Source organism: Leclercia barmai (genome assembly GCF_049312895.1).
Lineage (GTDB): Bacteria > Pseudomonadota > Gammaproteobacteria > Enterobacterales > Enterobacteriaceae > Enterobacter > Enterobacter barmai.
This window is the reverse complement of record NZ_JBMNWZ010000001.1, coordinates 591,861-617,940: the sequence shown is the minus strand read 5'-3', so window position 1 is coordinate 617,940 and position 26,080 is coordinate 591,861. Positions and strand designations below refer to the sequence as shown.

Below are 26,080 nucleotides of genomic sequence, written 5' to 3'. Positions count from 1 at the left end.
TGATTCATATAATTTTTGAATATAGAAAGACGACACTGTGATGTAAAGGGTAAGCCCATGGTGTCATACAGTTAACGGCACTTTTCTGCCATAATGGCCGCCTTCGTTATTCTCCCGCTGGAGTGACCCATGGATTTTACCGCCGGACTGATGCCGCTTGAGACGGCACTCACCCAGATGCTCAATCGAATTTCTCCGCTGTCAGAGCAGGAAACCCTGCCGCTGCTGCGCTGTTTTGGCCGCGTGACCGCCGCCGACATCGTTTCGCCCCTGAACGTGCCGGGCTTTGATAACTCAGCGATGGATGGCTACGCCGTGCGTCTGGCGGATCTGGCGGCGGGCACTGCGCTGCCGGTAGCGGGTAAAGCCTTTGCCGGTCAGCCTTTCCAGGGTGAATGGCCTGCCGGAAGCTGCATCCGCATTATGACCGGCGCGCCGGTGCCGCCGGGCTGCGATGCGGTGGTGATGCAGGAAGAGACCGAGCAGACCGACGACGGCGTGCGTTTTACCGCCAGCGTTAAGCCGGGGCAGAATATCCGTCGCAGCGGGGAAGACATTACCCTGGGCGCAACCGTCTTCCCGGCGGGCACGGAGCTGACCGTCGCCGAGCTGCCGGTACTGGCGTCGCTGGGTATCCCGGAGATTGCCGTGGTGCGCCAGGTGCGCGTGGCGGTGTTCTCTACCGGGGACGAGCTTCAGCTGCCGGGCCTGCCGCTGGCCGAGGGGCAGATCTACGATACTAACCGCCTGGCGGTGCATCTGATGCTGGAGCAGCTGGGCTGCGAGGTGATTAACCTCGGCATTATTCCTGACGATCCAGAGCAGCTGCGCGCCGCCTTTATTGAAGCGGATCGCGTGGCCGACGTGGTGCTGAGCTCCGGCGGCGTGTCGGTGGGCGAAGCGGATTACACCAAAACCATCCTCGACGAGCTGGGGGAGATCGGCTTCTGGAAGCTGGCGATCAAGCCGGGCAAACCTTTCGCTTTCGGCACGCTGCCGAACAGCTGGTTCTGCGGCCTGCCGGGCAACCCGGTCTCTGCGGCGCTCACCTTCTATCAGCTGGTGCAGCCGCTGCTGGCGAAGCTATCCGGCAACCGGGCGCAAAGCCTGCCCGCCCGCCAGCGCGTTCGCGCCGCCACCCGGCTGAAAAAATCACCGGGCCGTCTCGACTTCCAGCGCGGTATTCTGACGCGTAACGCCGACGGCGAGCTGGAGGTGAGCACCACCGGTCATCAGGGGTCGCATATTTTCAGCTCCTTCAGCCAGGGCAACTGCTTTATCGTGCTGGAGCGCGAGCGCGGCAACGTGGAAGCGGGTGAATGGGTCGAGGTTGAGCCGTTTAACGCCCTGTTCGGAGGCTGAGCATGGAACTGAGCGACAACGAGATGCTGCGCTACAATCGCCAGATTGTGCTGCGCGGCTTTGATTTCGACGGTCAGGAGGCGTTAAAGGCCGCGAACGTGCTGGTGGTCGGCCTCGGCGGACTGGGCTGCGCCGCGGCGCAGTATCTGGCCGCCGCTGGCGTCGGGCGCATGACGCTGCTTGATTTCGACACCGTGTCGCTCTCCAACCTGCAACGCCAGACGCTGCACAGCGATGCCACCCTCGGCGAGCCCAAAGTGGTGTCGGCCCGGGCGTCGCTGTCGCGCATCAACCCCAACGTCCAGTTCACCCTGCTCGATGCCCTGCTGGATGAGCCTGCGCTGTCTGAACAGATTGCCCGTCACGATCTGGTTCTCGACTGCACCGATAACGTCACCATTCGCAATCAGCTCAACGCGGGCTGTTTCGCCCATAAAACGCCGCTGGTCTCCGGGGCGGCTATCCGTATGGAAGGACAAATCAGCGTCTTTACCTATGCCGAGGGCGAGCCCTGCTACCGCTGCCTGAGCCGTCTGTTTGGCGAGAATGCCCTGACCTGTGTGGAAGCCGGCGTAATGGCTCCGCTGGTGGGGGTGATCGGTTCGATGCAGGCGATGGAGGCCATCAAAGTGCTGACCCATTACGGCACGCCAGCGGCGGGGAAAATCGTGATGTACGACGCGATGACCTGCCAGTTCCGCGAGATGAAGCTGATGCGTAATCCGGGGTGTGAGGTGTGCGGAGGTTAACGCAAACGGCAACCCAAAGGTTGCCGTTTTAGTGTTTGCTCCCTCTCCCTTTGGGAGAGGGCCGGGGTGAGGGAATCAGCGCGCACGAATCAGCTTTTGTAGGCCGGGCAAGCGCAGCGCCGCCCGGCGATACCACTAGATCGACGTCCGTCCAAAGGCGTTCTGCCAGTCCTGCTCAAACTTCGCAATCGCCGCATCCACCGCCGGAGAAGCGATCAACTGCTGGGCAACGTCCAGCGGCAGGGTGATGGACTCGCAGCCTGCCAGCAGGCAGTCCAGCGCCTGTCGCGGGGTTTTGAAGCTCGCTGCCAGCACTTTTGACTGCGGCACGTGGAGCGTCAGCAGCTGCTGTAATTCCGCCACGGTCTGAATGCCGTCCCCGCCCTGGGCATCCACCCGGTTCACATATGGCGCGACATATTCAGCCCCCGCCAGCGCCGCCATCATCCCCTGCGCCGCGCTGTAGACCGCAGTCCCCAGGGTCGGTACGCCCTGCGCTTTCAGCATCTTAATAGCCGCCAGTCCTTCTGCCGTTACCGGCACTTTTACTACCAGATCGGCGACGATGGTGCGCAGCTTGAGCGCGTCTTCCACCATACCTTCTGCGGTGGTCGCCATCACCTGGGCAAACAGACGGCCCTGGCCGCCCATCGCCTCCTGCAGCTGAGGCAGTAGAACGTCGAGCGGCGTTTTGCCTGCGGCGACGATGCTTGGGTTAGTGGTGACGCCTGCCAGCGGAAACACGCGGGCCAGCTTTTTAACGGCAATAACGTCGGATGTGTCGAGATACAGTTCCATGATGAGATCCTCAAAAATGACTATGCCGTAACCCTACCACGGCAAAACCTGCTTCTGAGTTGATTTGCGTCAAGATAACTTTCATTCGAAAGTCATTTAATCTTCATACGCAACAAGAGGCGACATTATGATCTTCAACATTCAGCGTTATTCGACACACGACGGCCCGGGAATTCGTACCGTGGTCTTTATGAAGGGCTGCTCCCTGGGCTGCCGCTGGTGTCAGAATCCGGAAAGCCGCGACCGTTCCCGGGATCTGCTGTTCGACGCTCGCCTGTGCCTGGAGGGGTGCAACCTCTGTCAGCAGGTGGCGCCTGCGGTGATCGACCGCACGCTGAATGGCCTGGTGATCCACCGCGAAAAACTCGACGATACCCACCTCGATGCCCTCACCGACTGCTGCCCAACCCAGGCCCTCACCGTCTGCGGCGAAGATAAGCAGGTGGAGGAGATCATGGCGACCGTCCTGCGCGATAAGCCTTTCTACGATCGCAGCGGCGGCGGCATCACCCTCTCCGGTGGCGAACCCTTTATGAACCCGGACATGGCGCGCCAGCTGTTCCAGGCCAGCCATGAGCATGGGATCCACACCGCCGTGGAAACCTGCCTGCACGTGCCGTGGCACTATATCGAACCATCGTTACCGTACATCGATCTGTTCCTGGCCGACCTGAAACACGTCGACGGGGCGGTGTTTAAGCAGTGGACCGACGGCTCGGCAAAACGGGTGCTGGAGAATCTCAAGCGCCTGGCCGCCGCCGGAAAACAGCTCACCATTCGCGTGCCGCTGATCCAGGGCTTTAACGCCGATGAAGCGTCGATTACCGCCATTACCAATTTTGCCGCCGACGAACTGAACGTCCGCGACATCCATTTTTTGCCATACCACACGCTGGGCATGAACAAGTACACACTGCTCGGCCAACCCTACTCTGCCCCTGATAAACCGCTCGATAATCCTGCTTTACTGGACTTTGCCCGGCAGTACGCCGCCCAGAAAGGGTTAACCGCGACCTTACGAGGATAATGTTATGACACAGCTGAATCTTACTACCCTGAGCGATCGCATTAAGGCGCATAAAACTGCCCTGGTCCATATTGTTAAGCCGCCGGTCTGTACCGAACGCGCCCAGCACTACACCGAGATGTACCAGCAGCACATGGACAAGCCGATCCCGGTTCGCCGCGCGCTGGCGCTGGCCCATCACCTGGCGCAGCGCACTATCTGGATCAAACATGACGAGCTGATTATCGGCAACCAGGCAAGCGAAGTGCGCGCCGCGCCGATCTTCCCGGAATACACCGTCTCGTGGATTGAAAAAGAGATCGACGATCTGGCCGACCGTCCGGGTGCGGGCTTTGCAGTCAGCGAAGAGAACAAACGCGTTCTGCATGAGATCTGCCCGTGGTGGCGCGGCCAGACGGTGCAGGATCGCTGCTACGGCATGTTCACCGACGAGCAGAAAGGCCTGCTGGAAACCGGGATTATCAAAGCGGAAGGCAACATGACCTCCGGCGACGCGCACCTGGCGGTAAACTTCCCGTTAGTGCTGGAAAAAGGGCTCGACGGCCTGCGCCACAAGGTGGACGAGCGCCGCTCGCGCATCAACCTTACCTGCCTGGAAGACCTGCACGGCGACCAGTTCCTGAAAGCGATCGATATCGTGCTGGAAGCGGTGAGCCTGCATATCGAGCGCTTTGCCGATCTGGCGCGTGAGATGGCCACCACCGAAACCCGCGTTAGCCGCCGCGACGAGCTGCTGGCGATGGCGGAAAACTGCGATGTCATAGCCCACGAACCGCCAAAAACCTTCTGGCAGGCATTACAGCTGTGCTACTTCATCCAGCTGATCCTGCAGATTGAGTCCAACGGCCACTCCGTCTCCTTCGCCCGCATGGACCAGTATCTCTATCCGTACTACCGCCGCGACGTGGAGCTGAACCAGTCTCTGGATCGTGAACACGCCATCGAGCTGCTGCACAGCTGCTGGCTGAAGCTGCTGGAAGTAAACAAGATCCGCTCCGGCTCGCACTCTAAAGCCTCGGCGGGCAGCCCGCTGTACCAGAACGTCACCATCGGCGGGCAGATCCTGGTGAACGATGTGGCGATGGACGCGGTGAACCCGCTCTCCTACGCAATCCTCGAATCCTGCGGCCGTCTGCGCTCCACTCAGCCGAACCTGAGCGTGCGCTATCACGCGGGCATGAGCAACGACTTCCTCGACGCCTGCGTGCAGGTGATCCGCTGCGGCTTTGGGATGCCGGCCTTCAACAACGATGAGATCGTGATCCCTGAGTTCATCAAGCTCGGCATCGAAAAAGCCGACGCCTACGACTACGCCGCCATCGGCTGCATTGAAACCGCCGTTGGCGGCAAGTGGGGCTACCGCTGCACCGGGATGAGCTTTATCAACTTCGCCCGCGTGATGCTGGCGGCGATGGAAGGCGGTCGCGACGCCACCAGCGGCAAGGTGTTCCTGCCGCAGGTTAAAGCGCTCTCTGCCGGTAACTTCAACAATTTCGACGAAGTGATGGCCGCCTGGGATCGCCAGATTAAGTACTACACCCGCAAATCCATCGAGATTGAGTACGTGGTGGACACCATGCTGGAAGAGAACGTCCACGACATTCTCTGCTCGGCGCTGGTGGATGACTGCATCGAGCGCGCGAAGAGCATCAAGCAGGGCGGCGCGAAGTACGACTGGGTCTCCGGCCTGCAGGTAGGCATCGCCAACCTCGGCAACAGCCTGGCGGCAGTGAAGAAACTGGTCTTTGAACAGGGTGCGATTGGTCAGCAGCAGCTGGCGGCGGCCCTGGCGGATGACTACGAGGGGCTGACCCACGAGCAGCTGCGCCAGCGTCTGATCAACGGCGCGCCGAAGTACGGTAACGACGATGACAGCGTGGATCTGCTGCTGGCCCGGGCGTATCAGACCTACATCGAAGAGCTGAAGCAGTACCACAACCCACGCTATGGCCGTGGCCCGATTGGCGGCAACTACTACGCCGGGACCTCGTCCATCTCCGCCAACGTGCCGTTTGGTGCGGCCACCATGGCAACGCCGGACGGCCGTAAAGCGCATACCCCGCTGGCCGAAGGGGCAAGCCCGTCCTCCGGTACTGACCATCTGGGGCCAACGGCGGTGATCGGCTCTGTCGGGAAACTGCCGACCGAAGCGATCCTCGGCGGCGTGCTGCTGAACCAGAAGCTCAACCCGGCAACGCTGGATAACGACAGCGACCGTCAGAAGCTGATGGTGCTGCTGCGCACCTTCTTTGAGGTGCATAAAGGCTGGCACATCCAGTACAACATCGTCTCCCGCGAAACGCTGCTGGAAGCGAAGAAACACCCGGACCAGTATCGCGACCTGGTAGTGCGCGTGGCGGGTTACTCGGCGTTCTTTACCGCCCTGTCACCGGATGCGCAGGACGATATTATTGCGCGTACTGAGCATACGTTGTAATGAGATCCCCTCTCCCTTGAGGGAGAGGGTTAGGGTGAGGGGAATAGCGCGCGCTGTTGCCCTCACCCCGGCCCTCTCCCACGGGGAGAGGGTGCAAACATCAAAAACGGCAACCCAGGTTGCCGTTTTGCATTTACCTCCGCCACCCGGCTTTCTGACTTTCATTCGAAAATTAAATTTGTGCTCCACGTCACCTTGTTATTAGAATGTTTCGAACGCAGTGATTCAGGAGCTCAATGTATGACCGTTAAAGTTATCGTCACCGATATGGACGGAACTTTTCTTGATGACGCCAAGCAGTACGATCGTGACCGCTTTCAGGCGCAGTTCCAGCAACTTCAGGCCCGTAATATTGAGTTCGTTGTCGCCAGCGGCAACCAGTATTACCAGCTCATCTCCTTTTTCCCGGAACTGAAATCGCAGATCTCTTTCGTGGCGGAAAACGGCGCGCTGGTGTTCGATCACGGCGAGCAGATTTTCCACGGTGAACTGACGAAGCACGAGTCGCAGATTGTCATCGGCGAGCTGCTGAAGGATACCTCCCTGAACTTCGTTGCCTGCGGGCTGGAAAGTGCTTACGTCAGCGATAAGGCACCAGAGGACTTCATCGCGCTGATGTCAAAACACTATCACCGCCTGCAGCGCATCAGCGACTATCGCGACATCGACGACGTGCTGTTCAAGTTCTCCCTGAACCTGCCGGACAGCGATATTCCAAACCTGATCGACGCCCTGCACGTCTCCCTCGACGGCATTATGAAGCCGGTGACCAGCGGCTTTGGTTTTGTGGATCTGATTATCCCCGGCCTGCATAAAGCCAGCGGCCTGAGCCGCCTGCTGAAGCGCTGGCACATCTCCCCGCAGGAGTGCGTGGCGATTGGCGACAGCGGTAACGACGCCGAAATGCTGAAGTTTGTGAACTACTCCTTCGCCATGGGTAACGCGGGCGAAAGCATCAAAGCCATCACCCGCTATCAGGCCGATGACAACAACCATCAGGGCGCGCTGAACGTGATTCAGGCCGTCCTCGACAATACCCCGCCCTTCAGCAACTGATTTCCCCGCCGGAGTCATCTCCGGCGCTCTCCCCCTCTTTCTCTCCGTGTTGTGCACTTCATCAAGTTATTTAACTTGCTTTAACTTATTTTTAACCTAAAGTATCACTTGTAATTACTTTTACTTTCGAATGAAAGATAGCGAGGCTGTTATGACCTTAACCTTTACCAGTGAAACCTTGCCTTCCGACCACAAAGCGGCCATCCGCCAAATGAAACGTGAGCTGCGGGCGCAGATTGGCGACGTGCAGGGCGTGTTCGATCGCCTGAGCGCCAGGATCGCCAGCCGCGTGGCGGAAATTAACACCCTGAAGCGCAATGGCGATCCTGTCTGGCCGGTGATCCCCTTTGCGGACGTGCAGAGCGGTAACATCAGCCCGGAACAGCGCGAGGCGGTCAAACGCCGGGGCTGTGCGGTGATCAAAGGTCATTTCCCGCGCGAGAAGGCGCTGGCGTGGGATAACGCGATGCTCGACTATCTGGATCTCAACCGTTTTGATGACGTCTACAAAGGCCCGGGGGATAACTTCTTTGGCTCCCTCACCGCCTCCCGTCCGGAGATCTACCCGATCTACTGGTCACACGCCCAGATGGAAGCCCGTCAGAGCGAAGAGATGGCCCAGGTGCAGTCGTTCCTGAACCGTTTATGGACTTTCGAGAGCAACGGCAAGCAGTGGTTCAACCCGGACGTGAGCGTGATCTACCCGGATCGCATTCGCCGCCGTCCGCCGGGAACTACCTCTAAAGGCCTCGGGGCGCACACCGACTCCGGCGCGCTGGAGCGCTGGCTGCTCCCGGCCTATCAGCAGGTCTTCGCCCGCGTCTTCGACGGCAATATCGACAGGTACGATCCCTGGGATGCTGCCCATCGCACCGAAGTGGAAGAGTACACCGTGGACAACACCACCAAATGCTCGGTGTTCCGCACCTTCCAGGGCTGGACGGCGCTCTCCGACATGATCCCAAATCAGGGGCTGCTGCACGTGGTGCCGATCCCGGAAGCGATGGCTTACATTCTGCTGCGTCCGCTGCTGGACGATGTGCCGGAAGATGAACTCTGCGGCGTGGCCCCGGGGCGCGTGCTGCCGATTTCCGAGAAGTGGCATCCGCTGTTAATTGAAGCCCTGACCAGCATTCCGGCGCTGGAAGCGGGTGATTCCGTGTGGTGGCACTGCGATGTGATCCACTCGGTGGCCCCGGTTGAAGACCAGCAGGGCTGGGGCAACGTGATGTACATTCCGGCGGCGCCGATGTGCGAGAAAAACCTCGCCTACGCGAAGAAGGTGAAAGCGGCGCTGGAAACCGGCGCCTCGCCGGGCGATTTCCCGCGCGAGGATTATGAGTCTGACTGGCAGTCGCGCTTCACTGTTGATGATCTGAACATTCACGGCAAGCGCGCGCTGGGTATGGCTTAACTGTCGTATAACCCTTCCCGTTCGACGGCGGTGCGTCTTTTCCCCTGACGTATCCGCCGTACCGACTCCCGCACGGTCAGCGTGCCGTTCAGCAGCAGCGTCCCCACCGGCGCGTCCGGGCGCATCAGCCGTTGCTGGAGCATATGCACCGCTTCGGTTCCCAGTTCATCGCGGGGAACATGCACCGCCGTTAACGGCACATCCTGAATCGCCGCCAGATTAAAGCCGTCAATGCTCATCACCGACACATCCTGAGGGACGCGCAATCCCTGCTTTTGTAAGGCGTTGATGGTCCCCGCCGCCATAAAATCCCCGCCGACTAAAAATGCCGTGGGCAGGTCTTTTCCCTGGCGTTCACTGAGCCAGTGGCTGACCAGCTGTTCGGTTTCGCGGGCGCTGAAGCTCGGGGCCACCAGCAGATCGCGCTTGTCGTTAAATTTCAGGTTATGCGACTGCCAGGCGTCACGGATCCCCGCCAGACGCAGCTCCATGGTATAGCGGCGCAGGCACAGCACGTTCATCACTTCGCGGTGCCCCATCTCAAAGAGGTATTCCGCCGCGCGTTCGCCGATGGCGCGGTGATCGGGCGTGACCGCAGGGAGGCGCATATGCCGGTCGCGGCAGTTAATCAGCATGCAGGGTTTACCCAGATCGATGGCCAGATCGTGGATATGCGGATCGTCGATACCCAGCAGGATAGCGGCCTGGGTGTCCGGCTCGTTCATGCGCGCAAGAAACAGCTGCGCGTCGCTGTCATTCTCTTCGAGGGCGCAGTAGCGAAGACGCACGTCATGCGAGGCAAGGCCCTTACTCACGCTCTGGATCACCCGGTAATAAAAGATGTCGGACCGCTCGTCAAAAGCGCGCTGGGGCGCAAAGACCACGAGGCTGTTGAGCAGCAGACGCCCCGCCGCCATCCCGTCCAGCACGCCCAGCTCCCGCGCGGCGTCCAGCACCCGGGTACGCGCCTTTTCACTGGTGTTCGCCTTCCCCGCCAGCACCCGGGAAACGGTGCTGACAGAGAGTTCGGTCCGGCGGGCAATTTCAGCGATTCTTAGCCTTTTATCCATTTTGTGATCTGGCTCCATTTGCGAAATGAAAAAATTTTCATAGCGTAGTTAACAGATGGTTACTGGGATTAGAGCCAGAATGCCAAATAATGAACGCCGATTATGAGAAAAGTTGCACAAAATGCGCTTTTGCCCGCCTGATTTCTCTCTTAAGGTGAACCTGTCACACAACTTCCATACTAGTTATATACCAAACTAAGCATTAAAACTGATAACAATCAAAGAGATAAAAAATCTGTGTGACACCTGAACCTCCGTCCCCCTACCGTCCGTCTTGTGGAGAGTAAAATGAGTCAGGGCATCAATAACACCGTTGCGACCAGCAAAACCCGTCGCGTCATTAAAAACCTGCGCTGGTACGTGCTGGTGCTGTTCTTAATGGGCGTGACCGTTAACTACATCACCCGAAATTCGTTGGGTATTCTCGCGCCTGAACTCAAAGAGAGTCTCGGGATCACCACCGAGCAATACTCCTGGATCGTTGGCGCGTTCCAGATTGCCTACACCATTTTCCAGCCTCTGTGCGGCTGGCTGATTGACGTCATCGGCCTGAAGATTGGCTTTATGGTCTGTGCCGGGATCTGGGCGCTGATGTGTATCTTCCATGCGGGCGCCGGAAGCTGGCTGCATCTGGCGATCCTGCGCTTCTTTATGGGTGCCTCTGAAGCGGCCGCCACTCCGGCGAACGCCAAAACCATCGGCGAGTGGTTCCCGAAAGCGGAACGTCCCGTGGCCGCCGGTTGGGCGGGCGTGGGCTTCTCCATCGGCGCGATGCTGGCCCCGCCTATCATCTACTTTGCCCACGCCTCCTTTGGCTGGCAGGGCGCGTTTATGTTTACCGGCGTGCTGGCGCTGCTGTGGGTGATCCTCTGGTGGGCGTTTTACCACAACCCGGAGCAGCACCCGAACCTGAGCAAGGATGAGCTGGCCTTTATCAAGCAGGATAACGAGCCGCCTGCGGTCAAACTGCCCTTCCTCACCGCGCTGAAAACCGTCTCGAAAAACAAGCGCTTTTACGGTATCGCCATTCCGGCCTTTATGGCGGAACCGGCCTGGGCGGTGCTGAGCTTCTGGGTGCCGCTGTATCTCGCCAAAGAGCACGGCATGGATCTGAAGCAGATCGCGATGTTTGCCTGGCTGCCGTTCCTGGCCGCCGATCTCGGCAGCGTGGCGAGCGGCTACCTGACCCGTCTCTATACCCGCCTGTTCGGCTGCTCCCGCGTTAACTCGGTGGTGGCAAGCTCGGTGACCGGCGCGTTTCTGATGATCTCCTTAGGCATCGTGGCCATTACCCGCGACCCCTATATCACCATCGTGCTGATCTCCATCGGCGGTTTCGGGCATCAGATCATCTCCTGCATGCTGAGCGCCCTGGTGGTGGAGTCGTTCGATAAGGGCCAGATGGCAACCGTCAACGGCATGCGCGGCTCGGCGGCGTGGATCGCCAGCTTCCTCTTCTCCCTTTTGATTGGTGTTACCGCCGACAAAATCGGCTTCAACCCGCTCTTTATTGCCATGGGGTTCTTCGACCTGATTGGCGCTCTCTTCCTGGTGGCATTTATTGCTGAACGTCGCGCCAAGCGCGCCTGATAGTGGATGTATTGCATATGAAAACCCTGAAAAACTGGACCGTCGAGAAACAGTCTGCGAACCATCTGGAACTGCTGGTCGATGAGCAGCACCGCCTGTGCCTGTACGTGCTGGAACAAAATCTGTTCCGGGTGCTGATTAAACGCAAAGGCGAACTGGCGCTGGACCGCACCTGGAGCATCGCCCCGGAGCAGGATGTGCCGTGGGAAGGCCGCCGCCGCGACGACCTGAGCGGGTTCACCTGCCCTGCCTGGACGCTGACGCAGCAGGACAATGTGCTGACCGTTGCCACCGAACAGCTGCGCGTCACCGTCCACCAGCCGCTGTGGCTGGAGTGGCACTATCGCAACGAGGCCGGGGAGTGGCAGCCGCTGGTGAATGACCGTCCGACCAGCGCCTATCTGCTGAACGCCCACGGCGACGGCGCGGCGCACTACCTGAGCCGCCGCAAGGATGAGCGTTTTTACGGTCTGGGCGAAAAAGCGGGCGATCTGCAGCGCAACGGCAAGCGCTATGAGATGCGTAACCTGGACGCGATGGGCTATAACGCGGTCAGCACCGACCCGCTGTATAAGCACATCCCGTTCACCATCACCCGCCGGGACGACGTGAGCTATGGCCTGTTTTACGACAATCTGAGCAGCTGCTGGCTGGATCTGGGCAACGAGATCGACAACTACCACACCGCCTATCGCCGCTGGCAGGCGGAAGCGGGCGATATCGATTACTACATTTTTACCGGCAAACGGGTGCTGGACGTCACCAAAGCCTTCGTGCGCCTCACCGGGAAAACGCTGTTCGGACCGAAATGGAGCCTGGGCTACAGCGGGTCAACCATGCACTACACCGACGCCCCGGACGCGCAAAACCAGCTGATGAACTTTATCCGCCTGTGCGAAGAGCACGCCATTCCCTGCGACTCGTTCCAGCTCTCTTCCGGCTATACCTCCATCAACGGCAAGCGCTACGTCTTCAACTGGAACTACGACAAGGTGCCGCAGCCGAAGATGATGAGCCAGGCGTTCCACGATGCCGGGCTGAAGCTGGCAGCGAACATCAAGCCGTGCCTGCTACAGGATCATCCGCGCTATAACGAAGTGGCGGAGAGCGGTCTGTTCATCCGCGATTCAGAAACCGATGCGCCAGAACGTTCAAGCTTCTGGGATGACGAAGGGTCGCACCTCGACTTTACCAACCCGCAGACCGTGCAGTGGTGGCAGCAAGGGGTGACCACCCAGCTGCTGGAGATGGGCATCGACTCCACCTGGAACGACAACAACGAGTTCGAGGTGTGGGACGGGGAAGCGCGCTGCTTTGGCTTCGGCAAGGAGATCGCCATCAAGCACATTCGCCCGGTGATGCCGCTGCTGATGATGCGCGCCTCGATGGAAGCCCAGCAGCGCTTCGCGCCGGAAAAACGCCCGTACCTGATCTCCCGTTCCGGCTGCGCCGGGATGCAGCGTTACGTCCAGACCTGGAGCGGCGATAACCGCACCAACTGGGACACCCTGCGCTACAACACCCGCATGGGTGTGGGGATGAGCTTATCGGGGCTGTTTAACGTCGGTCATGACGTGGGCGGGTTCTCCGGTGATAAGCCGGACGCGGAACTGTTTGTCCGCTGGGTGCAAAACGGCGTGATGCATCCGCGCTTTACCATTCACTCGTGGAATGATGATGCCACCGTTAACGAGCCGTGGATGTATCCGGGCGTCACGCCGGCCATTCGCGGTGCCATTGAGCTGCGCTATCGCCTGCTGCCCTATCTTTACACCCTGCTGTGGCAGGCGCACGCCGATGACGAGCCGATGCTTCGCCCGACGTTCCTCGATCACGAGCACGATGCGCAGACCTTTGAGGAGTGCGACGATTTCCTGCTGGGCCGCGACCTGCTGGTGGCAAGCGTCGTCGAAGCCGGGCAGCGCGAGCGCCGGGTCTGGCTGCCGGATAACGAAACCGGCTGGTACGATTTTTACTCCCAAGAGTGGTTCTCCGGCGGGCAGTGGATCGTCCGCGACGCGCCGCTGGAAAAACTGCCGCTGCTGGTTCGCGCCGGTGCCGGTCTGCCGCTCAGCGAGCGCATTACCCATGTGAGCGCTGAGAAAGACGATACCCGCGAACTGAAACTATTCCCGCTGAAAGGCGTGGGCACGACATCCGGCCTGCTGTTTGAAGACGACGGCGAAAGCTGGGGCTACCAGAGCGGCAACGCGCTGTGGGTGGAGTGGGAGATGGTGTGCGATGGCACAACCATTAACCTGAACGTCGGTGCGCGCGGAGATTATCGTCCGGCATGGAAAGCGCTGAAGGTGTCGTTACCGGTAGGGGAAAAACGTAAGCTGCTGGTGAATGGGGTTGAAGGGGGTGAGTGGGTGCTCTGAAAAATGCCGGGTGGCGGCTGCGCCTTACCCGGCCTACAAAATCTGCACGAAATTGTAGGCCGGGCAAGCGCATGCGCCGCCCGGCGTGGCAGACCGCACATTCGTAGGCCCGGTAAGCGTAGCGCCACCGGGCTATGCTTTAGTTGTCGATGCCTTTGCTGCGCAGATAATCTTCATAATTACCGCTGAAGTCCACCACGCGCTCCGGCGTAATTTCAATCACGCGGGTCGCCAGCGAGCTCACGAACTCACGGTCGTGAGAGACGAAGATCAGGGTGCCCTGATACATCTCCAGCGCCATGTTCAGCGATTCGATCGATTCCATATCCAGGTGGTTGGTCGGTTCGTCCATCACCAGAATGTTCGGTTTCTGCATCATCAGCTTACCGAACAGCATACGGCCCTTCTCACCACCGGAGAGCACCTTCGCCGGCTTTTTGATGTCGTCCTGGCTGAACAGCAGACGCCCCAGGAAGCTGCGCACCACCTGCTCGTCGTCGCCTTCGGATTTCCACTGGCTCATCCAGTCGAAAACGGTCAGGTCGTTGTCGAAATCTTCGGCATGATCCTGCGCGTAGTAACCAATCTGCGCATTCTCAGACCATTTCACGGTGCCGTTGTCAGGCTGAAGCTCACCCACCAGGGTTTTCAGCATGGTGGATTTACCCACGCCGTTGGCGCCGATGATCGCAATCTTCTCGCCCACTTCCAGCAGCAGGTTGAAGTTTTTAAACAGCGGACCATCGTCAAAGCCTTTGGTGAGGGCTTCCACTTCCAGCGCGTTACGGAACAGTTTCTTGTCCTGCTCGAAGCGGATGAACGGGTTCTGGCGGCTGGAGGCTTTAACCTCATCCAGCTTGATTTTATCGATCTGACGGGCACGCGAGGTGGCCTGACGCGATTTAGAGGCGTTGGCGCTAAAGCGGCTGACGAAGGATTGCAGGTCCGCAATCTGCGCCTTTTTCTTGGCGTTATCGGCCAGCAGACGCTCACGCGCCTGGGTCGCGGCGGTCATGTACTCGTCGTAGTTGCCCGCATAAACGCGCAGCTCACCGTAGTCCAGATCGGCCATGTGGGTGCAGACCATGTTCAGGAAGTGACGGTCGTGCGAGATGATGATCATGGTGCTGTTACGCTCGTTCAGCGTCTGCTCCAGCCAGCGAATGGTGTCGATGTCCAGGTTGTTCGTTGGTTCGTCGAGCAGCAGGATGTCCGGGTTAGAGAACAGCGCCTGTGCCAGCAGAACACGCAGCTTCCAGCCTGGCGCAACTTCGCTCATCAGACCGTAATGCTGTTCAACCGGAATACCGACGCCGAGCAGCAGTTCACCGGCGCGGGATTCGGCAGAGTAGCCGTCCATTTCGCCGTACAGGGTTTCGAGATCGGCCACTTTATAGCCGTCTTCTTCGCTCATTTCGGCAAGTGAGTAGATGCGGTCGCGCTCCTGCTTCACTTCCCACAGCTCAACGTGTCCCATGATCACCGTGTCAAGAACGGTGAACGCTTCGAAGGCGAACTGATCCTGACGCAGCTTACCGATGCGCTCGTTTGGATCGAGAGAAACGTTACCCAGGGTCGGCTCTAAATCGCCGCCGAGGATCTTCATGAAGGTGGATTTTCCGCTACCGTTGGCACCAATCAGGCCGTAACGGTTGCCGCCGCCAAATTTGACGGAAATGTTTTCGAACAGCGGCTTACTGCCAAACTGCATAGTGACGTTGCTGGTAACTAACACGGGAGATTCCTGCGAGAAGTGTGATAAACCCGGCATTATGCCACAATTCCGAAATGAGATCCCGTGTAACAACATGCCGCTAAACTTTAACGAAACGGAAAAAAGTGTGATTTAGTACACATCCGAATTCCATGCGGGGGGGAATGCACATATAATGCGCTCCCTGAACCGTTCTGACTTTTAATAACCTGCCAAGTGGCACAGATACCTCGCACACCATGAATATGAAATTAACTTCGCTTTTTGCAGCGGCGTTTGCCGTAGTAGGGTTTTGCAAGACCGCTTCTGCTGTCACCTATCCACTGCCAACCGACGGTAGCCGTCTGGTGGGTCAGAACCAGGTTGTGACCATTGAAGAAGGCAACACCCAGCCGCTGGAATATTTCGCAGCAGAATATCAGCTCGGCCTCTCCAACATGATGGAAGCCAACCCGGGTGTTGACCCTTACCTGCCGAAAGGCGGTACCGTGCTGAACATTCCTCAGCAATTGATCCTGCCGGATACTGTGCATGAAGGTATCGTTATCAACAGCGCCGAAATGCGTCTGTACTACTACCCGAAAGGCACCAATACCGTGATCGTGCTGCCTATCGGTATCGGCCAGCTGGGTAAAGATACCCCGATGAACTGGACCACCAAAGTTGAGCGTAAGAAAGCGGGCCCAACCTGGACCCCAACCGCGAAAATGCACGCGGAATACATCGCCGCGGGCGAGCCGCTGCCAGCCGTTGTTCCTGCTGGCCCGGATAACCCAATGGGTCTGTATGCGCTGTACATTGGCCGTCTGTATGCGATCCACGGTACCAACGCCAACTTCGGTATCGGTCTGCGCGTGAGCCACGGCTGCGTGCGTCTGCGTAACGACGACATCAAATTCCTGTTCGAAAACGTGCCGGTAGGGACTCGCGTGCAGTTCATTAATGAGCCGGTAAAAGCCACCACCGAGCCGGATGGCAGCCGTTACCTCGAAGTGCATAACCCGCTGTCTACCAGCGAAGACCAGATCAATAACAACGTGACGGTGCCAGTGACACTGACCAGCAACGTGCAGGCCATCACCGGTCAGCCGGATGTGGATGCCACTATTGTGGATCAGGCGATTCAGAATCGTTCCGGGATGCCGGTTCGTTTGAACTGATTGCGGAATGTAAAATCAAAAAAGCGGGCTTCGAAGCCCGCTTTTTTATTGTCTGTTAGTGCTGCGTGCGGCAATGCCCGGCGGCGCTACGCTTGCCGGGCCTACGGGGCGAAATCATCCCCTCACCGCATCCCCAAACACCGCATAGTCCGGCAACTGCACCTCCTGATACGGCTCCCATCCGCCGCCGAGCGCTTTATACAGCGCCACCAGATCCAGCGCACTTTGCACCCGGGCCTGATCGCGCTGCTGCTGCGCCTGCGCCAGCTGGCGCTGGGCATCCAGCACGTCGATAAAGGTGGCGATCCCCTGCCGGTAGCTGCTGCTCGCCAGATCGAAGGCGTTTTGCAGCGCATCAATGGTTTTGCTTAATCCTGCTTCCCGCTTCTGGTCGGTGCGGTAGCTGACCAGCGCGTTTTCCACATCCCCCAGCGCGGTGAGCACCGTCTGGCGGTAATCCAGCACGGCGGCGCCCTGCTGGGCGCGGGCAACCTTCACGCTGGAGACCAGCCGACCGCCCTGGAAGATGGGGATGGAGACCTGCGGCCCGACGCTGTAGAAGTGGCTGCTCCAGTCGGTCAGCCAGCTGGCTTCGCTGTTACGCAGGCCAAACTGGCCGCTGAGCGAGACGCTGGGGAACAGCTGCGCCACCGAGACGCCGATCTGCGCGGTGGCGGCATGAAGCCTGGCTTCGGCTTCCCGCACGTCCGGACGGCGTCGCGCCAGGGTGGAAGGGATCCCGGTGGGAACAATCTCCGGCAGCGCGGGCAGCGGTTTGCTGGCCTGCAGCTCGCCGTCCAGCGCGCCCGGCGGTTTGCCGAGCAGGATCGCCAGACCGTTCATCGCCTGTCGCGCCTGGGCTTCATATTGCGGAAGCTGCGCCTCCAGGTTGCCGAGCTGGGCGCGGGCGTTCTCCACGTCCATCTGCGGCGACAGGCCGCCGCGCTGGCGGCTGTCGGTCAGCTCCAGCGTCTGCTGCGCGCTCTCGATCTGGGTGTTGAGGGTGGCGATAGAGCTCTGGGCCCCGCGCAGCTGGAGCCAGGCGCGGGCGACTTCCGCCTCCAGCGACACCAGGGCGTCGTTGCGCTGCTCGATGGCCGCCTGCTGCTGGGCGTTAGCGGCCTCAACCTGACGGCGCACTTTGCCCCACAGATCCAGCTCCCACTGGGCGTCAAAGCTGCCCTGATAAAGGTTAATCGGCTGGGTCAGCGGCCCCAGCGCGCCGCGCAGTTCAGGATCGACGTCGTCCAGCTGGTCGTAGACGCCGTGGGATTTCAGCTCACCTTCCAGCCCCAGTTGCTGCCGGGTGGCCTGCAGATTGCCGTTCACCGCCGGGAAGAAGGCCCCGCCCGCCTGGTTGATCTGCTCCCTCGCGCCGGCGATGCGCAGCACGGTTTGCTGCAGCGACAGGTTACCGGCGATGGCGCGCTCAATCAGGCTGTCGAGCTGCGGATCGGCAAAGGTTTTCCACCAGCGAGGGTTGGTCGCGCTTGATGCGGCTTGCGATTTCACGCCCCTGTCACCCGGATCGTTCCAGTGGGTCGGGGTCTGGGGTACGGGCTGCTGATAATCAGGCCCTACGGCGCAGCCCGCCAGCATCAGCATTAACATCAGGGGACTTAAACGTCGAATCATCAGTGTGCTCCTGCACTCCCCTCGCTCTTAACCGGCGAGAGCAACAAACAAAACGGGATCAGTAAAAGGGCCACGACGCTCAGAATGGTGAAGACGTCCACGTAGGCCAGGAAACGCGACTGTTCGATCATCACCTGGTACATGCGCCCGGTAGCGATACCGGCGGGATCGCCCACCTGGGTGGTGAAGTTCTGCACCGCCTGCGCCATCTCGCGCAGCGTCTGCTGGAACGGCTCGTCGAACGCCGAGGTGTGCGTCGCCAGATGGGCGCTGTGGGCCTGCGAGCGCTCGGTGATGGCCGCCGTCGAGAGCGAAATACCCACCGACCCCGCCACGTTGCGGAACATGGTAAAGAGCGCCGCGGCGTCGGCGTTCAACTGTCGGGGGATCGAGATAAAGGCGATGGTGGTAAGGGGAACAAACAGGAACCCCAGCCCAATCGACTGGGCGCTGCGGAACAGCACCAGCGTCTCGAAGTCGATGTCCGGCGTCAGCGTGCGCGACCAGAAGAATGACACCGCCAGGCAGGTAAAGCCGAAGGCGATGATCCAGCGCGTCTGCACGATCGGCATCAGCTTCAGCACCAGCGGAATGGTCAGAACGATGAGGATCGCGCCGGGCGAGAGCACCAGCCCCGACCAGGTGGCGGTATAGCCCAGATCCTGCTGCGCCAGCTGGGGGATCACCACCGAACTGCCGTAAAGGATCATCGCCATACCGGCCATCAGCAGGCTGGAGACGGCGAAGTTTTTATCCTTCATGCAGTGCAGATCCACCACCGGCTTTTTGGCGTACAGCAGCCAGTAGATGGCCCCGATAATGCCGATCAGCGTCAGCACGGCGAAGGTGCGGGTAAAGTTCGAGTTAAACCAGTCTTCGTCCTCACCCCGGTCGAGCATCACCTGAAGGCAGCCCAGTCCAAGCGCGATAAGCCCGATCCCCGTCCAGTCGATGGGGATCTTCTCTTTTGATTTGCTCTCCCAGGGCGGATCTTCCAGCAGCTGGTAGATGGCCAGCACCGTCACGATCCCCACCGGGATGTTAATAAAAAACACCCAGCGCCAGGAGTAGTTATCGGTGATCCAGCCCCCGAGCGTTGGCCCGAGCACCGGGGCAACGATGATGGCGATGGACGACAGGCCAAACGCCTTACCGCGATCTTCCGGCTTAAAGTAGTCGAGCAGCACCGACTGCTGGGTAGGCTGGAGCCCGCCGCCGAAGAAGCCCTGCATGATGCGGAAAAGAATGATCTGCCACAGCTCGGTGGCGATCCCGCACAGGAAGGAGCAGACGGTGAACATCACGATGCAGATCAGGAAGAACTGCTTGCGGCCAAAGACCCGGCTCAGAAACGCCGAGATGGGCAACACGACGCCGTTGGCCACCAGATAGCTGGTGAGCACCCAGGTGGATTCGTCGTAGCTGGCCGAAAGCGACCCCGCCACGTGGGGCAAGGCCACGTTGACGATGGTGGTGTCGAGGATCTCCATAAACACCGCGAGGGTGACGACAATCGCCACCGCCCACGGGTTGCTGGCGGGCCGCCAGTTTTCGTGGCTGTGGTCGGTCATTCCACGGTGACCTTCGGTTCAACCGACAGACCGAGCGGCAGCGGCATGTTGGGATCCAGTCCTTTATCGATAACGATTTTCACCGGCACGCGCTGGACGATCTTCACGAAATTACCGGTGGCGTTCTCCGACGGGAAGGCGGCAAAGCGCGAGCCGCTCCCCTGCTGGATGGAGTCGATATGCCCTTCCAGCTCCAGATCCGGCCAGGCGTCGACGCTCAGCGTTACCTTATTGCCAGGGCGCATCCGCTCCAGCTGGGACTCTTTAAAGTTGGCGACCACCCAGATATCGGTCGAAACCAGCGAGAAGAGCGCGGTGCCCGCCTGCACCAGGGTGCCGGTCTGGACGTTGCGTTTAGTGACGTAACCGTCAAAGGGGGCGCGGACCTCGGTGTATGAGAGGTTCAGCTCGGCGGTCTCAAGCTGGGCGCGCGCCTGCTCGACCTGGCGTTCCCGGGCTTCGACGTTAGTCTCCTGCTGGCGGATTTGCAGCTGCACCTGGGAGGCCACCTCAAGCTGGGCTTTGGCGCTGGCAAGCTGAGCCTGGGCGCTGCGCAGCTGGGCGTTGGCCGCGTCGATGCTCTGTTGCGTGGTGGCGCGGGGATCGACGCCCCGCTGGCGGCGGTATTCCGCCTGGGCATTGGCGAGATCGGCCTGGGCTTTGATCACCTGGGCGCTGGCTTCATCGCGCTGGGCGGGATATTGCACCTTCGAGAGCGCAAGCTGCGCCTGAGCCTGATGCAGCTGGGCTTCGGCGAGACCAAGCTGGGCTTTGGCCTGATCGCGCTGGGCAGCGGTGTCCCGGGGATCGATCGTCACCAGCAGATCGCCTTTTTTCACCCGCTGGTTATCCCGTACCCGCAGTTCTGTGACATAGCCTGCGGTTTTCGGGGCAATTGTGACAGCGTCACCTTCGGTGAAGGCGTCGTCGGTGGTCTCCTGATTGCGGGTCATAAACCACCATACCAGCGCCACGATGACCATCACGATCACCACTATCCCCAGAATGATCAGCGGCTTTTTGCCGGGGCGTTTACGTTCAGTCTCTTTATTATCGGTGTTTTCAGAGGAGTGATTTTCTTCTGCCATAGAACAGCATCCGTCCTGTTAGTGAGCGGTATCACAATTTATACCGCTCACTAAAGTTAGGACGTTGCTATACATTTGCCAGGAAAAACTGACAAATATGGCACTATATGAGAAGGAATAATCCGAAACCGACAAGGGCGGCCCAGACCAGCATCGGCAGGGACCAGAGATGGAAGCGCCACCAGATCCGGCGATCGTTTGCCATCCGCAGGGCGATGAGGTTGGCGAGCGATCCCGGCAGCAGGCCAAAGCCCCCAACGTTCACCGCCCATGCCAGCAGCGCCGTCGGCGGGACGTAGTTAAGCAGCAGAATGGTGGAAGGCACGTTACTGATAAACTGCGACAGGCCGATGGCGGTCAGCCACAGCCCCGGCTGCGACAGATGGGTGACGTTCTGCAGCACGCCGTGCAGGGCCGGAACCTGAATCAGCAGATGCACGTCGATAAACATCGCCATGAACACCAGCAGCAGCGTCCAGTCGACGCTGATAAGCACCCGACGCGCCAGCAGCAGGAAGCCCCCCGCCACCAGCAGCACGCCCCACAGCTCCTGCTTCAGATCGAGCGCCACCAGAAACACCAGGTAGAGCGCCAGACAGCTCCACGCCAGCCGCGGTTTCGACTGCGCTAAAGCGCTGCCGCTGTGATAGCGCAGCGCCGTTGCCGGAAAAGCAAACCAGCACAGCAGCGCCAGGGTCAGCATCATCACCAGCGCCAGGGGCGCCATCTGCCAGGTAAAGGCGGCAAACGACAGCCCGGAGCGCCCCCACAGGAGAATGTTTTGCGGGTTACCAATCGGGGTCAGCAGCGACCCGGCATTCACCGCCAGGGCTTCAAAGATGATCAGCCGGTTAACCGGGATCTCGCACAGTTTGCGCAGCGTAAGGGTGAGCGGCACCACGATAAACAGCGCCACATCATTGGTCAGAAAGGTCGACAGCAGCGCGGCAGAGAAGACCATAAAGAGCGCTAACCGCCGCTCGGTGGCGAAACGGCGCACCATCTTGCGCCCCAGCACGTCAAAAAAGCCGCTCTGCTCAACCCCTTTGGTCAGCATCATCAGCCCGGCGAGAGTAATAATGGTGTGCCAGTCGATGGCGGCAGGCCAGCGCTCAGGCGCGAAGGGCACCAGAAAACTGAGCCCAGCCCCAACAATCAGCAGTAAATGAAAGAAACGATCGCGGGCCAGCGCCCGCAGGCCAGGCAGGGTCATTCTGGGGAGGATCCATATTTCAGCGTAAAGGCCTGGAACTGCTGCAGCGTCTCTTCGCTGACGTGATGTTCCATCCCTTCGGCGTCCCGGCGGGCAATCTCAGGGCTGACGCCCAGCACCAGCAGGAAGTTTTCGACAATCTGGTGGCGCTCGCGGCTCGCCTGCGCCAGCTTTTCCCCTTCCGGGGTCAGAAATACGCCGCGCCAGGGGATCATTTCGATCAGGCCTACCGTTGCCAGGCGCTTGAGCATTTTTGCCACCGTTGGCTGGGAGACGCCAAGACGCGCGGCCATATCCACCTGACGGGCCTCCCCCACCTCGCGGATCAGATCTGAGATCAGCTCCACATAGTCATCAATCAGTTCGCGACGATGCGCCTCGCGAACCTGGCGAAACCCTTCGACATGCTCTTCTACATTGACCAGTTGCGTCATTTTTTTTGTTGTTGGTTTACCTGCACGGCGGTTCATTGTGCTTCCTCAATCCGATGACACATCAAGCGTATCAATGCATAAGCGGACATTGTAAACCATCGGTAGACAAGCACAAAAAATTAACGATATAGCCATAGCCATATAATATAGCCTGTGCTATATCTGTATGTAATGCAGTCACCCTTCACGGATCGAAGGGATCAACCCGCAGGAGGTCATCATGAACGAATTCAAGAGGTGTATGCGCGTGTTTAGCCACTCTCCCTTTAAAGTACGCTTAATGCTGCTGAATATGATTTGCGACATCATTAACGGCAAGCCAGAGCAGAACAAACCCACCCACTAAGCGGCGTCGCGGTACGCCGCTTCATTTTTCTGTCATTTATCGCCGCTATACTTTCCGGCGGAAGGTTATTCCCCGATTTTTTTACGGAATTGCAGCCCCCTTCGCAAAACATCCCCTTTATATCTGTTGACGTTATACCTCGCTGGCTCTATCTTCTTGCAGCCCTGCACTTTTTGCGGCTCGCAGATGCGGACCTCAATCCCCCTTCTACGCATTCTCAGGCAGGTTTTGACCCTTGGCGCCAGGGTGAGCACATGGCGTTTTCACGATAGTGACCTATGAATTTAACCCTGAAAGACACGCTCATTACCCGCAGCCGGGCCTTAAGCCCGTGGACGGGATTCTATTTTTTACAGTCGCTGCTGATTAACTTTGCCCTGGGCTACGAATTCAGCCTGCTGTATGCCGTCGCCTTCACCTGTGTCCTGCATCTGCTGTGGCTCTGCGCCCCGCGCCTGCAAAAAGGCGTGGTCGGGATCTGCTCCCTGGTGGCGGCGATGTATTTCCCCTTTGGTCAGGCCTACGGCGCGCCAAACTTTAATACCCTGCTGGCGATGCACTCCACCAACATGGAAGAGTCGACGGAGATCCTCACCATCTTCCCGTGGTACAGCTATATCGTCGCCCTGTTTATTTTTGCGCTGGGCGTGATTGCCGTGCGGCGTAAACCGCAGCCTAAAAACGCGTGGGGCAAAATCGACAGCCTGTGCCTGGTGTTCAGCGTGGTGGCCTTTTTTGTCGCCCCGGTGCAGAACCTGGCCTGGGGCGGCGTCTTCAAGCTGAAAGATACCGGCTATCCGGTGTTTCGCTTTGTCAAAGACGTGGTGGTCAACAACCAGGAAGTGGTTGAAGAGCAGACCCGGATGGCCGAGCTGTCGCAGATGAAGGACACCTGGAACGTGCTGGCGGTGAAGCCGAAGTATCACATCTATATGGTGGTGATCGGTGAAAGCGCCCGCCGCGACGCGCTGGGTGCCTTTGGCGGCCACTGGGATAACACTCCGTTTGCCAGCAAGGTTAACGGCACCCTGTTTACCGACTACATCGCCGCCAGCGGTTCCACGCAGAAGTCGCTCGGTCTGACCCTTAACCGGGTGGTGGACAATAAGCCGCAGTATCAGGATAACTTTGTCACCCTGGCGAACCGCGCGGGCTTCCAGAGCTGGTGGTTCTCCAACCAGGGGCAGATTGGCGAGTACGATACCGCCATCGCCAGCATCGCCAAACGCGCGGACGAAGTGCATTTCCTGAAAAGCGGGGATTTTGAGGCGGATAAAAACACCCGGGATGAGGCGTTACTGAAGATGACCGAACAGGTCTTCAGCAGCCATCGTACCCAGCCGCAGCTGATCGTGCTGCATCTGATGGGTTCGCACCCGCAGGCCTGCGATCGCACCCAGGGGAAATACGCCGAGTTCGTGCAGTCGAAAGAGACCTCGTGCTACCTCTATACCATGACGCAAACCGACGACCTGCTCAGCAAGCTTTATGCCCAGCTGCAAAATACCGGTGAGAGTTTCTCGATGGTCTATTTCTCCGATCACGGGCTGGCGTTCAAAGAGCGCGGAAAAGAGGTGCAGTATCTGGCGCACGACGATGCCTTCCAGCAGAACTTCCAGGTGCCGTTTATGGTGCTGTCGAGTGATGATAAGGCCCATCGCATTATCAAAGCGCGCCGCTCGGCGAATGATTTCTTAAGCTTCTTCTCGCAGTGGACGGGGATCAGCGCCAGAGAGATCGACAACAAGTACCGCTTCCTGTCGAACGACAAGGCACCGCCGGTGTATGTGACCAACTTTAAGCTGCAGAAAGTGGATTACAACCATCTGGGAACGGATGTGTTTGAGACGAAGAGTCGGTAAATTTTTGCTCTCAAAGCAATAACATAACCACAGAATAATAAACGACTTACAGCGACTCCCTGGTCCGGCTGAAAATCGCCGAAGCGTTGACCGCAGGCCGGGGCGAGGCGCAGGGACGCGCCGAGAGGGCGTGACCTACAGGGATGTAGGATCACGCCCGACCCGATAGCCGAAAGGAATAAGCTGAGGGAACCGCGAAGCGGCGATTTTCCTGGCCGGGAGCCGGGATTGCTAAGGGGGCGGCGGCAAGCCCACTTAGCACGTTCACAGGTGACGCGGCTGACAGAGGAGCGCAAAACATACAGTGAACGGAACCACCACCACAGTCGCATATTCCCCCTCACCCCAGCCCTCTCCCTGAATGGAGAGGGAGCAGATCGTGCCACTTTTTTTGTGGGGATCCCTCAGCCCACAGGGAGAGGGAGAAAAACAAAAAAACCCGCCGAAGCGGGTTTTTTTACTGGCTCACCGAAGTGATTAGAAGCGGTAACCGACGCCCGCGATCCAGGTGCCAACGTCAACGTTACGGATGCGGCTCTGCTCATAGGAGACATCCAGTGCAACGTTTTCCATTGGGTTGAACTGCATACCTGCGCCATAGGAGAAGCCGTAGTCGCTGTTGGTTGCAGAGCGGTTGAAGCCCTGGTTTTCAGTCTGCTGGAATTTACCGTAGCCAACACCCACAACACCGTAGATGCTTGCCCAGTCGTTCAGACGTAAAGCTGGACCTGCAGTGATGCCGTAGTACTGAGCTTTATTGTAAGCACCGTTATCGTTACGATCTTTCTCAGTGTAGGTGAAGGAACCGATAACACCCAGTGGATCGTTATCCTGCTCGTAGCGATATTTCAGGTTGAAACCGTTGGTTTTATTCATCACGCCCTGCATATCGCTCTGAGCGTAACCGCCAGTTACGGTAGAGGTCGCTGCGACTGCGGAACCTGCGGAAACAGCCAGAACAGCTGCCAGTGCTGAAAGACATGCAATTTTTTTCATAACCACCTCAAATGTGCTTCAAGTAAATCCGTAAGTTTTAAATATATCAAAAAAACTTGTGAAACTCTTTGTGATTCGTGATGTCTAACGCGGGTTTTCATGTAACTAAACATTTCCACCAGCAGCTATCTTATTCAAAAAACACCACATTTGTGTTTCATTTCACTAATAGTGCGC

20 protein-coding genes are annotated in these 26,080 nt (G+C 58.9%); 11 read left to right on the top strand and 9 right to left on the bottom strand.

The features are described from left to right. The first annotated feature begins 129 nt into the window (after positions 1-129). Positions 130-1,362 carry a molybdopterin molybdotransferase MoeA gene (moeA, locus tag ACOYA6_RS02850; RefSeq protein WP_422653988.1) on the top strand — a complete coding sequence of 411 codons (1,233 nt, stop codon included), beginning with the start codon at positions 130-132 and terminating at the stop codon, positions 1,360-1,362. Beyond that, complete coding sequence (gene moeB / locus ACOYA6_RS02845) at positions 1,359-2,111, top strand: molybdopterin-synthase adenylyltransferase MoeB (RefSeq protein ID WP_138369520.1); 753 nt, start codon at positions 1,359-1,361, stop codon at positions 2,109-2,111. The genes moeA and moeB overlap by 4 nt, the downstream gene beginning before the upstream one ends. Positions 2,112-2,246: 135 nt before the next feature. Here moeB and fsa read toward each other — a convergent pair whose 3' ends face one another. Continuing rightward, positions 2,247-2,909 (bottom strand): fructose-6-phosphate aldolase, encoded by a 663-nt coding sequence (gene fsa, locus ACOYA6_RS02840; protein WP_139564611.1) that lies wholly within the window; start codon positions 2,907-2,909, stop codon positions 2,247-2,249. 127 nt (positions 2,910-3,036) lie between these two features. Here fsa and ACOYA6_RS02835 point away from each other — a divergent pair, with 127 nt between their 5' ends. The 4 genes from ACOYA6_RS02835 to ACOYA6_RS02820 all read left to right on the top strand — a co-directional run bounded on the left by ACOYA6_RS02835 (position 3,037) and on the right by ACOYA6_RS02820 (position 8,843). Continuing rightward, a complete protein-coding gene (locus tag ACOYA6_RS02835; RefSeq protein WP_422653987.1) occupies positions 3,037-3,936 on the top strand; it encodes a glycyl-radical enzyme activating protein in 900 nt (299 codons plus the stop codon). 4 nt (positions 3,937-3,940) lie between these two features. Further along, positions 3,941-6,373 carry a formate C-acetyltransferase/glycerol dehydratase family glycyl radical enzyme gene (locus ACOYA6_RS02830; protein ID WP_138369523.1) on the top strand — a complete coding sequence of 811 codons (2,433 nt, stop codon included), beginning with the start codon at positions 3,941-3,943 and terminating at the stop codon, positions 6,371-6,373. 240 nt (positions 6,374-6,613) lie between these two features. Next, on the top strand, positions 6,614-7,429 hold the full coding sequence (locus ACOYA6_RS02825) for a Cof-type HAD-IIB family hydrolase (protein ID WP_138369524.1): 816 nt from the start codon (positions 6,614-6,616) through the stop codon (positions 7,427-7,429). 151 nt (positions 7,430-7,580) lie between these two features. After that, the gene (locus ACOYA6_RS02820) at positions 7,581-8,843 is read left to right on the top strand and encodes a DUF1479 domain-containing protein (RefSeq protein WP_039032694.1); all 1,263 of its coding nucleotides are present in this window, start codon (positions 7,581-7,583) and stop codon (positions 8,841-8,843) included. Here the strand turns inward: ACOYA6_RS02820 and ACOYA6_RS02815 are convergent. Then, positions 8,840-9,913, bottom strand: coding sequence for a LacI family DNA-binding transcriptional regulator (locus ACOYA6_RS02815; protein ID WP_139564606.1), 1,074 nt, complete (start codon positions 9,911-9,913; stop codon positions 8,840-8,842). The two genes, ACOYA6_RS02820 and ACOYA6_RS02815, sit on opposite strands and share 4 nt — an antisense overlap. 288 nt (positions 9,914-10,201) lie before the next feature. Here ACOYA6_RS02815 and ACOYA6_RS02810 point away from each other — a divergent pair, with 288 nt between their 5' ends. Together ACOYA6_RS02810 and ACOYA6_RS02805 are read left to right on the top strand one after the other, a co-directional pair. Further along, a complete protein-coding gene (locus ACOYA6_RS02810; protein WP_422653986.1) occupies positions 10,202-11,503 on the top strand; it encodes an MFS transporter in 1,302 nt (433 codons plus the stop codon). Positions 11,504-11,520: 17 nt separating this feature from the next. After that, entirely contained in the window at positions 11,521-13,884 is a 2,364-nt protein-coding gene (locus ACOYA6_RS02805; protein WP_422653985.1) for a glycoside hydrolase family 31 protein, read from the top strand. A 139-nt stretch (positions 13,885-14,023) separates the two neighbouring features. On the opposite strand, the gene ACOYA6_RS02800 is transcribed toward ACOYA6_RS02805, so the two are convergent. Beyond that, complete coding sequence (locus tag ACOYA6_RS02800; RefSeq protein WP_039032698.1) at positions 14,024-15,619, bottom strand: ABC-F family ATPase; 1,596 nt, start codon at positions 15,617-15,619, stop codon at positions 14,024-14,026. A gap of 218 nt (positions 15,620-15,837) precedes the next feature. Here ACOYA6_RS02800 and ldtB point away from each other — a divergent pair, with 218 nt between their 5' ends. After that, on the top strand, positions 15,838-16,758 hold the full coding sequence (gene ldtB / locus ACOYA6_RS02795) for a L,D-transpeptidase (RefSeq protein ID WP_039032699.1): 921 nt from the start codon (positions 15,838-15,840) through the stop codon (positions 16,756-16,758). Between the two features lie 114 nt (positions 16,759-16,872). Here ldtB and ACOYA6_RS02790 read toward each other — a convergent pair whose 3' ends face one another. The 5 genes from ACOYA6_RS02790 to mntR form a co-directional block, all read right to left on the bottom strand. Continuing rightward, positions 16,873-18,396: an efflux transporter outer membrane subunit gene (locus ACOYA6_RS02790; protein WP_176556543.1), complete on the bottom strand. Its 1,524-nt coding sequence runs from the start codon at positions 18,394-18,396 to the stop codon at positions 16,873-16,875. Continuing rightward, entirely contained in the window at positions 18,393-19,964 is a 1,572-nt protein-coding gene (locus ACOYA6_RS02785; protein WP_422653984.1) for a DHA2 family efflux MFS transporter permease subunit, read from the bottom strand. Before ACOYA6_RS02785 ends, ACOYA6_RS02790 begins: the two co-directional genes overlap by 4 nt. Then, complete coding sequence (locus tag ACOYA6_RS02780; RefSeq protein WP_039032702.1) at positions 19,961-21,052, bottom strand: HlyD family secretion protein; 1,092 nt, start codon at positions 21,050-21,052, stop codon at positions 19,961-19,963. The genes ACOYA6_RS02785 and ACOYA6_RS02780 overlap by 4 nt, the downstream gene beginning before the upstream one ends. 103 nt (positions 21,053-21,155) lie before the next feature. After that, complete coding sequence (locus ACOYA6_RS02775; protein ID WP_039032703.1) at positions 21,156-22,265, bottom strand: anion transporter; 1,110 nt, start codon at positions 22,263-22,265, stop codon at positions 21,156-21,158. Continuing rightward, positions 22,262-22,735 carry a manganese-binding transcriptional regulator MntR gene (gene mntR, locus ACOYA6_RS02770; protein WP_138369530.1) on the bottom strand — a complete coding sequence of 158 codons (474 nt, stop codon included), beginning with the start codon at positions 22,733-22,735 and terminating at the stop codon, positions 22,262-22,264. The genes ACOYA6_RS02775 and mntR overlap by 4 nt, the downstream gene beginning before the upstream one ends. A 184-nt stretch (positions 22,736-22,919) precedes the next feature. On the opposite strand from mntR, the gene mntS reads away from it, so the two are divergent. Then, the gene (gene mntS, locus ACOYA6_RS02765; protein WP_039032705.1) at positions 22,920-23,045 is read left to right on the top strand and encodes a manganase accumulation protein MntS; all 126 of its coding nucleotides are present in this window, start codon (positions 22,920-22,922) and stop codon (positions 23,043-23,045) included. Between the two features lie 278 nt (positions 23,046-23,323). Further along, positions 23,324-24,907: a phosphoethanolamine transferase gene (locus ACOYA6_RS02760; RefSeq protein WP_223074837.1), complete on the top strand. Its 1,584-nt coding sequence runs from the start codon at positions 23,324-23,326 to the stop codon at positions 24,905-24,907. Between the two features lie 477 nt (positions 24,908-25,384). Here the strand turns inward: ACOYA6_RS02760 and ompX are convergent, their stop codons facing one another. Next, positions 25,385-25,903 (bottom strand): outer membrane protein OmpX, encoded by a 519-nt coding sequence (gene ompX, locus ACOYA6_RS02755; protein WP_039029412.1) that lies wholly within the window; start codon positions 25,901-25,903, stop codon positions 25,385-25,387. Between the last annotated feature and the right edge of the window lie 177 nt (positions 25,904-26,080).

Excerpts from the sequence above, each read along its gene's own strand:
- ACOYA6_RS02805 (WP_422653985.1), top strand. The coding sequence starts at position 11,521 with ATGAAAACCCTGAAAAACTGGACCGTCGAGAAACAGTCTGCGAACCAT.
- fsa (WP_139564611.1), bottom strand. The coding sequence starts at position 2,909 with ATGGAACTGTATCTCGACACATCCGACGTTATTGCCGTTAAAAAGCTG.
- ACOYA6_RS02835 (WP_422653987.1), top strand. The coding sequence starts at position 3,037 with ATGATCTTCAACATTCAGCGTTATTCGACACACGACGGCCCGGGAATT.
- mntS (WP_039032705.1), top strand. The coding sequence starts at position 22,920 with ATGAACGAATTCAAGAGGTGTATGCGCGTGTTTAGCCACTCTCCCTTT.
- ACOYA6_RS02775 (WP_039032703.1), bottom strand. The coding sequence starts at position 22,265 with ATGACCCTGCCTGGCCTGCGGGCGCTGGCCCGCGATCGTTTCTTTCAT.
- moeA (WP_422653988.1), top strand. The coding sequence starts at position 130 with ATGGATTTTACCGCCGGACTGATGCCGCTTGAGACGGCACTCACCCAG.
- ACOYA6_RS02815 (WP_139564606.1), bottom strand. The coding sequence starts at position 9,913 with ATGGATAAAAGGCTAAGAATCGCTGAAATTGCCCGCCGGACCGAACTC.
- ompX (WP_039029412.1), bottom strand. The coding sequence starts at position 25,903 with ATGAAAAAAATTGCATGTCTTTCAGCACTGGCAGCTGTTCTGGCTGTT.
- ACOYA6_RS02825 (WP_138369524.1), top strand. The coding sequence starts at position 6,614 with ATGACCGTTAAAGTTATCGTCACCGATATGGACGGAACTTTTCTTGAT.
- ldtB (WP_039032699.1), top strand. The coding sequence starts at position 15,838 with ATGAATATGAAATTAACTTCGCTTTTTGCAGCGGCGTTTGCCGTAGTA.
- ACOYA6_RS02780 (WP_039032702.1), bottom strand. The coding sequence starts at position 21,052 with ATGGCAGAAGAAAATCACTCCTCTGAAAACACCGATAATAAAGAGACT.
- mntR (WP_138369530.1), bottom strand. The coding sequence starts at position 22,735 with ATGAACCGCCGTGCAGGTAAACCAACAACAAAAAAAATGACGCAACTG.
- ACOYA6_RS02820 (WP_039032694.1), top strand. The coding sequence starts at position 7,581 with ATGACCTTAACCTTTACCAGTGAAACCTTGCCTTCCGACCACAAAGCG.
- ACOYA6_RS02785 (WP_422653984.1), bottom strand. The coding sequence starts at position 19,964 with ATGACCGACCACAGCCACGAAAACTGGCGGCCCGCCAGCAACCCGTGG.
- ACOYA6_RS02830 (WP_138369523.1), top strand. The coding sequence starts at position 3,941 with ATGACACAGCTGAATCTTACTACCCTGAGCGATCGCATTAAGGCGCAT.
- ACOYA6_RS02810 (WP_422653986.1), top strand. The coding sequence starts at position 10,202 with ATGAGTCAGGGCATCAATAACACCGTTGCGACCAGCAAAACCCGTCGC.
- ACOYA6_RS02760 (WP_223074837.1), top strand. The coding sequence starts at position 23,324 with ATGAATTTAACCCTGAAAGACACGCTCATTACCCGCAGCCGGGCCTTA.